The sequence below is a fragment of the Pontivivens insulae genome, assembly GCF_900302495.1.
Classification (GTDB): Bacteria; Pseudomonadota; Alphaproteobacteria; order Rhodobacterales; family Rhodobacteraceae; genus Pontivivens; species Pontivivens insulae.
On record NZ_OMKW01000001.1, the window covers coordinates 323,775 to 337,463 of the forward strand.

Consider the following 13,689-nt stretch of genomic DNA (forward strand, 5'->3'; position numbering starts at 1 on the left):
GTGACTCGGTTGGTGGGGGGGACAGGATTCGAACCTGTGTAGGGTTTCCCCGACGGAGTTACAGTCCGTTGCATTTGACCGCTCTGCCACCCCCCCACTCAAGTCACGGGTGACTGGCGGCGGGGATAATGCCGTGTGCGCGGGGCGTCAACTCGAAAACAGCGCATGGGCGCACTGGACCCGCGCTTTCTGCACGCCTATGCAGATCGCATGAATTGGGCGGGAGGCCGAAATGGCGCGCAGAGACCAGAAAAAACCCGCTTGGGTCGTTGAGAAAGAGCGTAAGCGGGCAGGTCAGCCGGAAACTGTTTGGCTGTTCGGTTTGCACGCCGTTCGCGATGCGCTGCTCAATCCAGCGCGTGAGAAACTACAACTGGTCGTCACGAAGAATGCCGCAGATCGGCTGGGGGACGCATTGACCCACGGGCCGGAGCCCCGCATCGTCGATCCGCGCAAATTCGATGCACCGCTTGATCCGCAATCGGTCCATCAGGGCGCGGCGATGGAGGTGAAACCGCTCGATTGGGGATCGGTTAGTGAGCGTTGTGCTGCCGGTGACGGCAAACCGCTGGTGGTTCTGCTCGACCGTGTCAGCGACCCACATAATGTTGGGGCCGTGCTGCGATCGGCCGAGGTGTTCGGCGCGCGCGCAGTCATCGCACCCCACCGCCACGCCGCCCCCGAAACGGGTGCACTGGCCAAGACCGCATCAGGCGCTTTGGAGCGTCAGCCCTATCTGCGGGTGCCAAATCTGGCCAATGCCATGACTGCTCTGCGCGAGATGGGCTACTTCATTGTCGGCCTGGATGGTGAGGCGGCGCATGATTTGACGACGACCCTGGCCGAAGTTGGCAATGTACCCATCGCGCTTGCGCTCGGGTCCGAGGGACCGGGGCTGCGAGAGAAGACAAAAGAGACCTGTCATCGGCTGGTGCGCATTCCGTATGCGGGCGAATTCGGGTCACTGAATGTCTCGAATGCTGCGGCCGTCTCATTATTCGCGGCATCTGCCGCACGCTGACATATGTTCACATCGGCGGGAGGCAGACTCGGCAGCGCTGGTTTGACGCCCCATACTGTGTTTCAGACGAGCAAAATCTCACACCCCGGAGACTCAAGATGAACCAGACCCGCCGTAGCTTTCTGACCCTGACCGCCGCTTCTGCCGTTGCTTTGAGTGCAGTTCCGGCTGCCGCTCAGGAAGCGCCCGTCTTCTCTACATTTTTTGGCGGTGCGATCCGTGGCTATGACCCGGTCGCCTACTTCACCGAGGGTCGGCCCGTCGAAGGCAGCGGCGACTTTCAGTCTGAGTGGAATGGCGCCACGTGGTCCTTTGCCAACGCAGAGAACAAGGCCCTGTTTGATGCGGATCCAGAGGCCTATGCGCCTCAATATGGTGGTTACTGCGCCTGGGCGGTCAGCCAGGGTTACACCGCATCGGTTGACCCGAATGCTTGGCGGATTGTCGATGACAAGCTGTACCTCAACTACAGCGCCGATATTCAAAGCCGTTGGGAGCAGGACATCCCCGGACATATCGAACTTGCCAATGGCCATTGGCCGACGCTGATCCAGTAAGGGCGAATCGCCTTTAGGTTGTTCTCCGCCACTGCGCAATCGGTGCAGTTTCATCGAATGCAACACGTTGAACAGCAGGAAATTGATTAAGCGACTGATATCGTGACGTAATTTTTCGGGCACTCCGTATCAGTCGTTACCTTTGTTTCACCTTTTTTATGGTAAGGTGAAAATCGGAGGCGAGGCTTGAACGACCCTCGCGGATCTCCATGACTGTCCCTCGTTCTGACTTCGCGCCCGGACCCAAGGTTCGGGCGCTTTTTTATGCGTACATTTCCCGCTAACGTCCGCCTATGACCTATTCAGACACCTTCCTGCGCGATGTTTTGAAAACGACCAAAACGGTGGCCTGCGTCGGCGTGTCATTGAACGAAGTGCGTCCCTCCTACTTCGTGGCAAGGTATCTCACGCTTAAAAAATTTGAGGTGTACGGGGTGAACCCCGCCTATTCGGGCAAAAGCGCCTTTGGCCATGACCTGGTTGGAAGCCTGCGTGACCTGCCCGATGATCTGCGCATCGACATGGTTGATATCTTCCGACGATCCGAGCAGGCGGGGGCGGTGGTTGATGAAGCGCTTGAGGTTCTGGGGCCACGCGGCTTGAAAACGATCTGGATGCAGATCGGGGTCGAAGACCATGAAGCTGCCGCACGGGCCCAAGCCTCCGGTGTGCAGGTCGTGATGAACCGCTGCCCCAAGATCGAATATCAGCGCCTGTTCGGGGAGTTGCGATGGGGTGGCTTTGCGACTGGGCGGATTAGTTCGAAACTGTAGGTCGGGGGCTACTCTGTCCAATCATCGATCTGCATGATTCGCTCGTCGCTCCAACCAAAATGGTGCGCGATCTCATGGACGAGCACATGGGCAACGAGTTCCGAGAGATCGACCGTTTCCCGCTCGATCCATTCCTCAAGGATCGGACGACGAAAGAGATAGACTGTATCCGGCTCGATCGACGGATCACTGAATGACTTTTCCGTCAGCGCGACGCCCGAATAGAGGCCCGTCAGCTCGAATGGGTTTTCGATGCCCAACTCGTCCAACAGTGCATCATCGGCAAAATCCTCAATGATGATGCGCAAATCCGCACAAAGCGTGCGAATCTCATCTGGCAGCGACTGAAATGCATTCAGTGCCATCTGGTGCATCGAGGCTAGATCAGGGGGACGTCCGTTCATTGGCCCTGAATAGTGTCGACGGGCGCACTTGACCATGGGGCGGTGTCCGGGTCCGATGCCGCCATGTCAGAAAACACTCATACCTATCGCCCCCCTCGCCTGATCAGAGCGATCCTGCTGCCTGGTGCGCTCTTCCTTCTGGCATTCAGTATCGCCGCAGGGGTCTGGGCCGCGACATACCTGCCGGTGTGGGCAGCGGTGCTGCTGGGCTTAATTCTGGCTTTGCTGGCCGGGGTCGCGGTCGCATCACTGGTTATGGCAGGGCAGTTGGTGGTGCTTGGTGGACCGAGCCTGATCATGGATCGCACGGGTGTGAATATTGCGGCTTACAGCACTGGTCCGATCCCCTGGGCCGCCATCGATGGAATTGACATCACGGACGGGTCCGCAGGCGGATTGCGCTTTCGTGTCCTGCCGGACGCGAAACTGTCAGCGCTGTCGAAATTCCTGATCGCAATGAATGGCGGGCGCGGGGGTATCGTAATCGCAAATTCCTACTTAAATGCCGAGCCGGAAGCGGTTATGGAGACCGCTCAGCGTCTCAAAGCCGAAAGTCCGTCATGACCGTTACCCGATTTGCTCCTTCGCCCACGGGCTATCTCCATATCGGAAACCTGCGCACTGCGCTGTTCAACTGGCTGATCGCACAAAAGGCCGGTGGAACATTCATCCTGCGCCTGGACGATACAGACCCGGAACGCTCGAAGCAGGAATATAAGGACGCGATCAAAGAAGACCTCGAATGGCTTGGCCTGACATGGGATCGGGTTGAGACGCAAAGCGCACGTCTCGATCGCTATGCCGAGGCGGCCGACAAGCTGCGCGCCGATGGCCGGTTTTACGAGGCTTTCGAGACGCCGACCGAACTCGATCTTAAGCGTAAGAAACAGCTGAACATGGGCAAGCCGCCGGTCTATGACCGTGGTGCCCTTGCGTTGAGTGAGGCAGAAAAGGACGCTCTGCGAGCGGATCGTTCCGGTCATTGGCGTTTCAAGCTGGATCATCAGCGCATCGAATGGGCCGATGGCATTCTGGGCAACATCTCTATTGATGCGGCCAGTGTCTCGGACCCGGTGCTGATCCGCGGCGATGGGCAAGTACTCTACACGTTGGCCAGTGTCGTTGATGATACCGATATGGGCATAACCCATGTCGTGCGCGGATCGGATCATGTGACCAATACCGCGACCCAAATTCAGATGATCGAGGCGCTGGACAAGCCGGTTCCGAGCTTTGCGCACCACTCTCTGCTGACCGGCCCCCAGGGTGAGGCCCTTTCCAAGCGGCTTGGCACACTCAGCCTGCGCGACATGCGCGCCGCCGGGATTGAGCCTATGGCGATCTTGAGCCTTATGGCGCGACTGGGCTCTTCCGACCCGGTGGAACTGCGTCGTGATATGGCCGATCTGATCGAAGGGTTTGATGTGGGCCGCTTTGGCTCTGCCCCGACGAAGTTCGATGAGGCCGATTTGCGCCCGCTGACCGCACGGCTGTTACATGACACCGAGTTTGCAGATGTCGCTGATCGCCTGTCCGCCCTCGGGGTCGAAGGCCCCTCTGCACCGGCATTCTGGGACATGGCGCGAGAAAATGTGACGACGCTGGGCGACGTGAAACCGCTCTGGGCGTTGACACAAACGGGCGCAACGCCATTGGTGGATGAGGCGGATGCCGAATTTATCGCAGATGCCTTTGCTCATTTGCCCGATGGCCCGTGGACGCAGGACAGCTGGTCTGAATGGGCGAATACGATGAAGGAACGGTCTGGCCGGAAGGGAAAGGCGTTGTTTATGCCGTTGCGCAAAGCCCTGTCCGGGATGGAGCGAGGCCCCGACATGGCCAAGCTGATGCCGCTTTTGCCGAAGCCATCGCGCGATTAGGGGAATCTTAATCGCGCAGGCCTAGTCCTCCCCGCAGAAAGCAAAAGCGGGGGAGCTGAGTATGAGCCTGTCTGTCGCGCAGCGGCTAAGCCTCGGCTATGGTGGCCTGATGATGGCTGCAGCAGGATTGGTGGGGATCCTTGCCCTTGCGCTGTCGCTGTTGCTGGGCCAACTGGGATTATTCTCCAACACAGCGAAGGGCATTGCTGCTGTTGTGGCTGTGCACGGCACCTATTCCCACGCCAGTGGCCTTGTGATCCGCGACACAACGCAAAACAATCTGCAACTCCAGATCGAAACGCGCGAAGCGTTGCGCCTGCTATTCGCAGCGGCCCCTGGATATGTTGACGACCTGACAGAGATGCCGGACATCCTGAACCGGCAACTTGACGCATTCGATGATATGTCGCGGCTTTACTCGACTTATCTCGAACTCAACGTTCTGCGCGCGCAGGCCAGTCAGGATATGTTCGATGCCCAGCGTCGAATGACCGAAGCGCGTGCCTTGCTCGCCATATTTGGTCGATCCGACTACGCTCAGGGCAATCCAGCCATCGCGTTCATGGTGTCACAGATCCGGGATGAACTGATCAGCCTCGAAAACGACCTGCGAATCCTGCGATCCCGACCGAGTGCGGCCGCCACAGGCCGGCTTGCCCAACGAGTCGAGGTGACACGTGACAATATACTGCAGCTGCAAGCAGTCTCGACGCGCGATCCTGCGCGGACCGCAACCTCGGTCTACGACTATGTCGACTTGGCCCTGACTAAAATCGAGAGTGCGGAGCAGGAAATCCGACAGCAAAGCAGGCTCGGTCGCCAGATCATTCATCCGTTGGCCGCACGTATCGGCAATGACATGGAAGACCTCATGGACGATCTGGTGTTGCGCCAGCGCGGCCTGAACCTCGTCTCGCGCCAGAAATCACAGAACGCGGTCGAGGCGGCGCTGATCGCTGCGGCCGTGGTTGTGCTTTTGGCAGGGATGACAGCTCATTTTACACTGCGATCCGTGACCCGTCCGCTTCGGCAATTGACCCGCGCGACAGAGGCATTGGCAAAGGGCAGAGAGCCCGAGGATCTACCATTGGAGCTGGGCGATGAGTTCGGTGCGATGGCCCGGTCCGCCGCCAAGATTGAAGAGAATGGAGCAGGCGCACGCCGCATTCGAGACGCGCTCGACACATCAGGTGCTGCGATCATCGTCGCCCGCGACTTCGGGCATACCGATTACGTCAGTACGCGGGCTGGTGAGTTGTTGAGCCATCTCGGAAAGGACGAAGAAGTTGGCCTGAGCGCCCTACAGGATCGTGTTTTGGTCGGATTTGAAAGCAGCGGTTCGCAGCGTGAGACCGTTCTCGATCTGCAGATTGCGGACCGGATATACGATCTGCGCGCGACTGCGATTGATCATGATGCAGCAGGCCGCGCAATGATCCTGACATTCGTGGATCGCACCGCCGTGCGTCGTCTGCAAAGTGACATCGTTGAACTGGTCAGAAAGATCGGAGAGGGGGACTTTTCCGACAGGGTCCACACACGCGAGACAGATGGACCACTGCGTCTGATGGCGGACGCAGTCAACGGGCTGTGCGATACGTTTGAGAACAACATCGCCAGCACGACCCGCGCCCTGGAAACCATCGCCTCCGGTGATCTGACAAAGCGGGTGGAGGGATCATTTTCAGGTGCATTCGCTCGGCTTCAAGACGCCATACACAGTTGCAGTGCCCAACTGGCTGAAATCGTCAGCGATGTTCAACTGACTGCCGATGCCGTGGCCGGGCTGACGCATCAGGTCGCTTCCGACGCCCAAACCCTGTCTGCCAGCAGCGATGAGCAGGCAGCCGCACTGGAACAGAACAACAAAACGATGATCGATCTCGCACACGGTATCCGCACGACCTCGGATCGTGCTTCTGAAGTGCGCGACCTGTCGGTTCATGCGTCGGAAACCGCCCATGAAAGTGCGACCTTATCGGCAGAAGCCCAGCGCAAAATGGCCTCGATCGAGCGCGGTGCGGCACATATGGGACAAATCGTCGGCCTGATCGATTCCATTGCCTTCCAGACAAATCTCTTGGCACTAAACGCCGCCGTCGAAGCCGCGCGCGCAGGTACCGCAGGCAGCGGATTTGCCGTCGTTGCGGCAGAAGTGCGCAATCTCGCGCAACGCTCCGCCGATGCAGCGAAAGACATCTCCTCACTGATCGCCGAAACGACTGAAAAAGTCGCTGCGGGCGTGCATGAGGTCAGGCAAACCGGCGATGCGCTCGAAAATATTTCGGAACTCATCATGAACGTTACCGCAGCGATGCGTGAGATTTCCGAACAGGCGGAGCATCAGACAGCCGCCGTGAACGCGCTGACAGACTCATTTGCAGCAATGGACCATGGCACACGCGCCCAGGCGTCCCTGTCAGACGAAGGGGCAGATCGGGCGAAGCAGCTGGCCATGCATGTAGGACAGCTTCAGGGCCTGATGGGTCAGTTCCGGCTATCTGGACTTGCGGAGTCCGAAGTGGCGATGAAGCGGTCCGCTCAAGATGCCGCACTTTCAGCGTGAAAATCCATGAACCCACCTGATTGACGGGCCCACGACCGCGCATAGAGCCCCCCTTGGGCGATCAGCTCCGCATGTGTGCCCTGCTCGACGATGCGGCCCTGATCCATCACGACGATTCGGTCCATTCGGGCAATCGTCGAAAGACGGTGCGCGATTGCGATCACTGTCCGGCCATCCATCAGCTGCTCGAGGCTTTCCTGCACATCCGCCTCGGTCTCTGAGTCGAGTGCCGATGTCGCTTCATCCAAAAGCAGGATCGGTGCATCTTTCAGCAAGGCGCGCGCAATCGCGATCCGCTGGCGCTGGCCACCTGACAGCTTCACCCCCCGCTCGCCCAGATGGGCATCGTATCCGGTGCGCCCATTGGAATCCGCCAGATCACGGATGAACCCATCGGCCTGAGCGAGTTTCGCTGCTTGCACGATTTCAGCATCCGTTGCGCCGTCGCGCCCGTAGCCGATATTCTCGCGCGCAGATCGGTTGAACATGTCGGTGTCCTGTCGGACCATCGCAATGGAGGCGCGCAAATCATCCTGTCGCAGATCACGAATGTCGACACCGTCCAGACGGATGGAACCGCCATCAACATCATAGAGGCGCAGCAACAATGCGAGCGCTGTCGATTTGCCAGCACCTGACGGACCAACCAGTCCAAGACGCTCACCCGGTTTGATGTCCAAAGACATGCTGTGCAACCCAGACGCCGTGCCGTCATAATTAAACCGCACATGTTCGAACGCGATGGCTCCACGAACGTCCGTCAACGCCACCGGCGCTTCCGGATCGGTCAGATCATGCGCCGGGGACAGGGTTTTCATCCCGTTCTCAATCTCCCCGATATTCGAGAATATCCCCATGGCCACGAAACTGATCCAACCAGACATTTGGCCAAGCCGGGTCGATAGGAGCCCGGCGATGGCAATGTCCCCCGGAGTGGCGTCACCTTGTTGCCAAAAGTAGAGCGCGCCACCGATCAATGCCACGGGCAGCAGGCCCGCCATCACCGCAAGGCCCAGCCGGAACAAAACATAGAGCGCGCCGAATTCAATCAGCGTTTCACGCAGATGAATCATCGCCCCTTCCGCGGACCGTTCCTCCCGGGCGCGACTGGCAAACAGCCGCACCGTGGACATGTTGGAAATGACATCGACAAGCTGGCCGGACAGAGCCGCGCGGGCACCCGCGCGGGCGGAGGCCCGTTTGCGCACACGTGGCAGGAAATAGCGGATGTAGACAACGTAGATCGCGAACCAGACCGCCAGGATCAATCCCAGACGCGGTGCGACCTGCAAGAGAACGAGCAGAGATCCAACGAGAACGGAAAGCGCATAAGCCATGGAGTTCACGACTTCGGACAGGATGCTTCCAATTGCCGATACGGTTTGCATCTGCTTTTGCGCAATGCGCCCGGCGAAGTCGTTGCCGAAAAAGCGCATCGATTGACCCATCGTGTGGCGGTTCAGTCGCGCCATGGCCAATGTCGCAATGTTGGGAGTCAGTCCCAAAACGTTCAGCCCGTTGGATGCAAAAACAATTGCCGGACGCAGCACCAAAAAGAAGGCTGCCGTCCCAAGGAGCAGCCAGAGGTTCTGGGCAAAGAATTGCTCTGGACCCTCAGCAACAGCCAAGTCGATCACATAGCCGACAAGCCAGGCGGCCATTGCCTCGGATATTCCGAGAACGAGGCCTGCAAGTACCGCAACCCAGATCACCGTGCCGGTACCACGCAGGACCCATTTCAGGAACGCCCCCAACGTATTCGGCGGCGGGCCATCGGCGCGGGCGAAAGGATCGATCAAGCCGGAGAAGAACCGCTTCATGTCTCCTCCGCGTTCAGGAAACCGCCTGATTGTCGCGACCAGAACCGGGCATATAGGCCATCGGCGGCCAAGAGGGCGTCATGTGTTCCGTCCTCGACAATGCGACCTTCGTCCAGCACGAGAATGCGATCCATGGCTGCAATGGTAGACAGACGGTGGGCAATTGCGATCACCGTCTTGCCCTCCATCATACCGTAGAGCGCGTCCTGAATTGCGGCCTCAACTTCACTGTCGAGGGCGGACGTCGCTTCGTCGAGCACAAGGATGGGCGCGTCCTTCAAAACGACACGGGCGAGTGCCACGCGCTGGCGCTGCCCGCCAGAGAGTTTGACCCCGCGCTCACCCACTTCGGCGGCATAACCCTTTCGACCTTTGGGATCTTCCAGATCGAGTATGAAATCATGCGCTTCCACCTGCGCCGCAGCGGCGCGCACCTCAGCATCTGTCCGGCTGGGGGAGCCGTAGCGAATGTTGTCCACAATCGAGCGGTGCAACAGCGACGTATCCTGAGACACCATTCCGATCATGCGCCGCAGGCTGTCTTGCTGGACGCGCGACACGTCCTGCCCGTCGATTGCAATTACACCGGCCTCCGGATCGTGGAACCGCAACAGGAGATTCACCAGCGTAGATTTACCCGCACCGGACCGACCCACCAGGCCCACCCGCTGTCCAGCGGGGATGGTGAGAGAAATGTCCGTAAGCCCACCGCCGCTGCGGCCATAGTGGTGAGACACGTTCTCGAACGTGATCTGGCCACCGCTGAGCTTCAGATCCGCCGCATCGCGCTGATCGGTCAGGGTGATGGGCTGAGCAATCGTCTCCATCCCTTCACGCACCACGCCGAGATTCTGAAAGAGCGAGGACAGCGCCCACATGATCCAGCCAGTCATCGCGTTCAGGCGCAAAACGAGCGCTGAGGCAGCGGCGACCGTCCCGACACTGGCTGTGCCTGCTTGCCACAGCAGGATCGTCCAGCCAATGACCGCGACGATTAGGAAGCCGTTGATGATGAGCAGGCCAACTTCCATCAGGGTAATCAGGCGCATCTGATGCTGGAACTTGACGCGAGCATCCTCGATGGCTTCGCCTGCGAACTTCTCCTCCTCCAGCGTATGGGAGAAGAGCTTGACGGTCTGAATGTTGCTGTAGCTGTCGACTATCCGTCCATTGATCGCCGAACGCGCGTCCGAAAAGGCCTTAGAGGCGTGGCCGATGCGCGGGATGATGTAATAGCACAAACCGATATACGCGATTGACCAAATCAGCAGCGGTACGGTCAACCGCAAGTCAGTGTCGCCGAGGAGCACCAGAGCACCGACCAAATAGATGAGAGCATAGACCAGCGCGTCGAAAATCTGGAACGCGGCCTCCCCGGTTGCCGGAGCCGTCTGCATCACGCGATTGGCGATACGACCGGCAAAATCATTCTGAAACCATCCCACTGACTGGCGAAGGACATGCTTATGGGACCGCCATCGCACGAGTGTTCCAAGATTGGGCATGAGCGATTGATTCAGCAGCAGGGCATCCACAATCTGTGCGATCGGGCGCAGCAGGATGACAAATAGGGCAATCGCGGCGAGTTCGGCACCATGCTCTGCCAAAAAGACGGCAGGCTCTGACCCCTCAAGCAGATCAACCACCCGACCTGCGTAATAGATCAGCGCAAGCTCAACCGCGCCGACAATCAATGTCGCAATTGTGGCAAGGATCAAAACCTTGCGGAACGGCCGCAGGTAACTCCACAGGAACGGACCAAGCCGATCTGGGGGAGTGTCCTGATCCGCATAAGGCTGATACGGGTCGACCAGATTTTCGAAGAAGCGGAACATGGGCGGGGCCTTGGCAGTGCGGCGGGTCGTACACCCGACGCGAAGGATAGATGTATGCCGAACGCCACGATGAACAAGGGGTCGGTTTTCAGGCTGTCCAACATACGTTACAGCTTGGCAATGACACTTGACCCTATTCTGCCGGATCGCACCTGATGACCACCGACATGACCTCCGAAAGACAACGCGCGGCACAGTGGTTTATTTCGCTGCGCGATTCGATCTGCGCGGCCTTTGAAACTCTGGAGGATGAGCAAGTCTCTGGCCCCTTCGCGGACCTTGCCCCCGGCCGGTTCGAGCGCAAGCCGACAAAGCGCCACTCCGACGATGGGAGTGATGCGGGCGGCGGGGAAATGAGCGTTCTGCGGGGCGGACGGTGTTTTGAGAAAGTTGGCGTCAACGTCTCTGAAGTCTACGGGACGCTCGCCCCCCCGGCACAGGCGGCGATGGCTGCCCGGAAAGACATGCCGGGCATGGCGGAGGACCCCCGGTTCTGGGCGTCTGGCATCAGCCTTGTGGCGCATATGCGCTCCCCAAAGGTGCCCGCGGTTCATATGAACACGCGCATGTTCTGGACACCGCATGGATGGTGGTTCGGCGGTGGATCGGACCTCAACCCAATGCGTGAGATTGCGGAGGATACTGCATTTTTCCATGCCCAGCAGGAGGCTGGCTGTGCGCCGCACGGTGCGGACCTCTACCCGCGCTATAAGGCGTGGGCAGATGAGTACTTCATGATCCGGCACTGGAACGAGGCGCGCGGCGTTGGTGGAATCTTCTACGACGATCATTGCTCGGGCGATTGGGAGGCAGATTTCGCGTTTACACAGGATGTCGGGCGCGCGTTCCTGAAGGCCTTCGTTCCGCTGGTGGAAAAGCGCATGTTTGAAAGCTGGACGGATGAGGATCGCCAGCATCAGCTGTTTCGGCGCGGTCGCTATGCGGAGTTCAACTTGGTATACGACCGTGGCACAACATTCGGCTTGCAAACAGGCCACAACCCGGAGGCCGTCCTGATGAGCCTGCCACCACTGGCTGCTTGGCCCTGATGCAGATCGCGATTATCGGTTGGGGGTCGCTGATCTGGGATCTGGAGATCCTTGCGCCCCACGTGAACGGCGGCTGGCAGATGGGCGCCGGCCCCGATCTGCCAATGGAGTTCAGCCGTGTGTCGCCCAAGCGGAAGATGGGTTTGGCCGTGTGTCTCGACCCCGTGCACGGGGTGCCGTGCAAGACAAATGTAATCTGCTCTAGCCGCCAAGCGCTTTCTGAGGCTGTAGAGGATGTCGCCCGGCGAGAACGCGCGCCGGTTCCCCAAATTGCATGGGCGACGAAGGATAAGGCGCATGGTGCCTTGCCCGCTGTCGTGGATGCAGTGCAAGCATGGCTTATAGACAGCCCGTATGACGCCGCGATCTGGACCGATCTGGACGCCAATTTTGAAGGTATGACTGGACAGCCCTTTGGCATTGCAGCCGCCATCGCTCACCTGAAAACGCTTGATACCGAACAGATTGCTGAGGCCCACCGATATATTCAGGAAGCACCGGCCGCCACCGACACGCCTCTGCGCCGGACCCTATCAAAGAATGCGTGGTGGCAGAGCCTCGAAGCGACCTAGAGAAAGATCAACAGGGCGGAGGCTGCCATCAAAGCGGCCATCACCGTCATGAAGCCGCGCCAGATACGCGGGCTCGCCATCAACTTACCCAGAAGATGACCCGCGCTCGTCCAGAACAGGCACACGCCCAGGTTCAACGATGAAAACGTGAGTGCCAGTGTAAGGGCCGCCGGAACAGGCCCGGCATCAGCGACGAAGGCGCTGGCTGCTATGGCGACGGCCCAGACCTTAGGGTTTACCCACTGGAACAAGACGGCCTCAACAAACGTAAACGGCCGGTGCCCGGCCTCTGCGTGTTGGCGTCGCGTGGCAAGCAGCAATCTTGATGCAAGCCACAAGATCCAGGTGGCTGCGATCAGCTTAAGCGCAAAGGTCAGTTGTGGATAAGCAAGCAGAACCGCGCCAAGGCCAAGTCCCGTCAGGCCTGCCGTGATACCGACACCGAACGCGACACCAAGCAGGTGCGGAAGGGTTGGTGTGAAGCCAAAGCGCGCGCCCGACGCCGTCAGCAAGACGACATTCGGTCCGGGAGAGAACAAGCCCGCGAAGACGAAGAGCAGCAGTTCTGCCGGTATCATACCGACAGATCCGAGGTCACGAGAGCTGCGACCGTGATCACAATCAGACCGGCCATCAGCCCGTTGAACAGCTTTAGGCGAAGGGGCGTCGACAGGAAGCGCTGCATTGCAACGCCGAAAAGTGCCCAGCCACTGGAAGAGGTCAATCCGACAAGCGCATAGACACCACTAACGACCGCGGCCTCCAGCAACGGGTTTTCGCCGGTGACGAATTGAGAGATCATGGAAATCGCCATCATCCAGGCTTTGGGATTGATCCACTGAAACCCCATCGCTTGAAAGAACGTCCATGGCTTGGCGTGGCTGTCATCGCTGCCCGGTGCGCTCGCGTTCAGCGTCTTCCACGCGATCCACAAAAGAAGCGCCGCACCGACCCAGCGCAAAGCCTCACGGATCAGCGGCTCTGCACGAAAGACCTCTCCGAGCCCAAGCGCCATGCAAAAACACATCAACGGAAAGCCCCACGCAACGCCCATCGCATGTGGCAGGGTCCGACGATAACCAAAGCGTGCGCCAGAGGATGCGAGCAGTGCATTGTTCGGACCGGGTGTCCAGACCGTGGCCGCAGCGAGGGTCATGATGGCGATTACAGTTTCAAGCGTCATGGCCCGGAGCCTTTTCCGCAGAATAGCCG

The 13,689-nt window shown here is 59.2% G+C and carries 13 protein-coding genes and 1 tRNA gene; 8 read left to right on the forward strand and 6 right to left on the reverse strand.

Annotated features, from left to right (window positions below; all coding sequences use genetic code 11):
* Positions 1–10: 10 nt before the first annotated feature.
* A tRNA-Tyr gene (locus POI8812_RS01615) sits at positions 11–96 on the reverse strand.
* A 136-nt stretch (positions 97–232) separates the two neighbouring features.
* Between POI8812_RS01615 and rlmB the strand changes: the two genes are divergently transcribed.
* The 3 genes from rlmB to POI8812_RS01630 all read left to right on the forward strand — a co-directional run bounded on the left by rlmB (position 233) and on the right by POI8812_RS01630 (position 2,351).
* Positions 233–1,021 (forward strand): 23S rRNA (guanosine(2251)-2'-O)-methyltransferase RlmB, encoded by a 789-nt coding sequence (rlmB, locus tag POI8812_RS01620; RefSeq protein ID WP_108780775.1) that lies wholly within the window; start codon positions 233–235, stop codon positions 1,019–1,021.
* 98 nt (positions 1,022–1,119) lie between these two features.
* Positions 1,120–1,578: a YHS domain-containing (seleno)protein gene (locus tag POI8812_RS01625; RefSeq protein WP_108780776.1), complete on the forward strand. Its 459-nt coding sequence runs from the start codon at positions 1,120–1,122 to the stop codon at positions 1,576–1,578.
* Between the two features lie 293 nt (positions 1,579–1,871).
* Positions 1,872–2,351: a CoA-binding protein gene (locus POI8812_RS01630; protein ID WP_108780777.1), complete on the forward strand. Its 480-nt coding sequence runs from the start codon at positions 1,872–1,874 to the stop codon at positions 2,349–2,351.
* Positions 2,352–2,359: 8 nt separating this feature from the next.
* On the opposite strand, the gene POI8812_RS01635 is transcribed toward POI8812_RS01630, so the two are convergent.
* Positions 2,360–2,716 (reverse strand): metallopeptidase family protein, encoded by a 357-nt coding sequence (locus tag POI8812_RS01635; RefSeq protein WP_245895198.1) that lies wholly within the window; start codon positions 2,714–2,716, stop codon positions 2,360–2,362.
* Between the two features lie 102 nt (positions 2,717–2,818).
* On the opposite strand from POI8812_RS01635, the gene POI8812_RS01640 reads away from it, so the two are divergent.
* The 3 genes from POI8812_RS01640 to POI8812_RS01650 all read left to right on the forward strand — a co-directional run bounded on the left by POI8812_RS01640 (position 2,819) and on the right by POI8812_RS01650 (position 7,201).
* Positions 2,819–3,319, forward strand: a complete 501-nt coding sequence (locus POI8812_RS01640; protein WP_146186099.1) for a hypothetical protein — start codon at positions 2,819–2,821, stop codon at positions 3,317–3,319.
* Positions 3,316–4,635 (forward strand): glutamate--tRNA ligase, encoded by a 1,320-nt coding sequence (gene gltX / locus POI8812_RS01645; protein ID WP_108780780.1) that lies wholly within the window; start codon positions 3,316–3,318, stop codon positions 4,633–4,635. Before POI8812_RS01640 ends, gltX begins: the two co-directional genes overlap by 4 nt.
* 61 nt (positions 4,636–4,696) lie before the next feature.
* Positions 4,697–7,201: a methyl-accepting chemotaxis protein gene (locus POI8812_RS01650; RefSeq protein ID WP_108780781.1), complete on the forward strand. Its 2,505-nt coding sequence runs from the start codon at positions 4,697–4,699 to the stop codon at positions 7,199–7,201.
* On the opposite strand, the gene POI8812_RS01655 is transcribed toward POI8812_RS01650, so the two are convergent.
* On the reverse strand, positions 7,177–9,021 hold the full coding sequence (locus tag POI8812_RS01655; protein WP_108780782.1) for an ABC transporter ATP-binding protein: 1,845 nt from the start codon (positions 9,019–9,021) through the stop codon (positions 7,177–7,179). The genes POI8812_RS01650 and POI8812_RS01655 overlap by 25 nt on opposite strands.
* Entirely contained in the window at positions 9,018–10,856 is a 1,839-nt protein-coding gene (locus POI8812_RS01660) for an ABC transporter ATP-binding protein (protein WP_108780783.1), read from the reverse strand. Before POI8812_RS01660 ends, POI8812_RS01655 begins: the two co-directional genes overlap by 4 nt.
* Positions 10,857–11,011: 155 nt before the next feature.
* On the opposite strand from POI8812_RS01660, the gene hemF reads away from it, so the two are divergent.
* Entirely contained in the window at positions 11,012–11,905 is an 894-nt protein-coding gene (hemF, locus tag POI8812_RS01665) for an oxygen-dependent coproporphyrinogen oxidase (protein WP_108780784.1), read from the forward strand.
* Positions 11,905–12,477 (forward strand): hypothetical protein, encoded by a 573-nt coding sequence (locus POI8812_RS01670; protein WP_146186100.1) that lies wholly within the window; start codon positions 11,905–11,907, stop codon positions 12,475–12,477. The genes hemF and POI8812_RS01670 overlap by 1 nt, the downstream gene beginning before the upstream one ends.
* Here POI8812_RS01670 and POI8812_RS01675 read toward each other — a convergent pair.
* Complete coding sequence (locus tag POI8812_RS01675; protein WP_108780786.1) at positions 12,474–13,055, reverse strand: LysE family translocator; 582 nt, start codon at positions 13,053–13,055, stop codon at positions 12,474–12,476. The genes POI8812_RS01670 and POI8812_RS01675 overlap by 4 nt on opposite strands.
* Complete coding sequence (locus POI8812_RS01680; RefSeq protein WP_108780787.1) at positions 13,052–13,660, reverse strand: LysE family translocator; 609 nt, start codon at positions 13,658–13,660, stop codon at positions 13,052–13,054. The genes POI8812_RS01675 and POI8812_RS01680 overlap by 4 nt, the downstream gene beginning before the upstream one ends.
* Positions 13,661–13,689 lie beyond the last annotated feature (29 nt).

What these genes read in the sequence shown, in the direction of transcription:
- rlmB (WP_108780775.1), top strand. Translation starts at nt 233, where the DNA reads ATGGCGCGCAGAGACCAGAAAAAACCCGCTTGGGTCGTTGAGAAAGAG.
- POI8812_RS01625 (WP_108780776.1), top strand. Translation starts at nt 1,120, where the DNA reads ATGAACCAGACCCGCCGTAGCTTTCTGACCCTGACCGCCGCTTCTGCC.
- POI8812_RS01630 (WP_108780777.1), top strand. Translation starts at nt 1,872, where the DNA reads ATGACCTATTCAGACACCTTCCTGCGCGATGTTTTGAAAACGACCAAA.
- POI8812_RS01635 (WP_245895198.1), bottom strand. Translation starts at nt 2,716, where the DNA reads ATGGCACTGAATGCATTTCAGTCGCTGCCAGATGAGATTCGCACGCTT.
- POI8812_RS01640 (WP_146186099.1), top strand. Translation starts at nt 2,819, where the DNA reads ATGTCAGAAAACACTCATACCTATCGCCCCCCTCGCCTGATCAGAGCG.
- gltX (WP_108780780.1), top strand. Translation starts at nt 3,316, where the DNA reads ATGACCGTTACCCGATTTGCTCCTTCGCCCACGGGCTATCTCCATATC.
- POI8812_RS01650 (WP_108780781.1), top strand. Translation starts at nt 4,697, where the DNA reads ATGAGCCTGTCTGTCGCGCAGCGGCTAAGCCTCGGCTATGGTGGCCTG.
- POI8812_RS01655 (WP_108780782.1), bottom strand. Translation starts at nt 9,021, where the DNA reads ATGAAGCGGTTCTTCTCCGGCTTGATCGATCCTTTCGCCCGCGCCGAT.
- POI8812_RS01660 (WP_108780783.1), bottom strand. Translation starts at nt 10,856, where the DNA reads ATGTTCCGCTTCTTCGAAAATCTGGTCGACCCGTATCAGCCTTATGCG.
- hemF (WP_108780784.1), top strand. Translation starts at nt 11,012, where the DNA reads ATGACCACCGACATGACCTCCGAAAGACAACGCGCGGCACAGTGGTTT.
- POI8812_RS01670 (WP_146186100.1), top strand. Translation starts at nt 11,905, where the DNA reads ATGCAGATCGCGATTATCGGTTGGGGGTCGCTGATCTGGGATCTGGAG.
- POI8812_RS01675 (WP_108780786.1), bottom strand. Translation starts at nt 13,055, where the DNA reads ATGATACCGGCAGAACTGCTGCTCTTCGTCTTCGCGGGCTTGTTCTCT.
- POI8812_RS01680 (WP_108780787.1), bottom strand. Translation starts at nt 13,660, where the DNA reads ATGACGCTTGAAACTGTAATCGCCATCATGACCCTCGCTGCGGCCACG.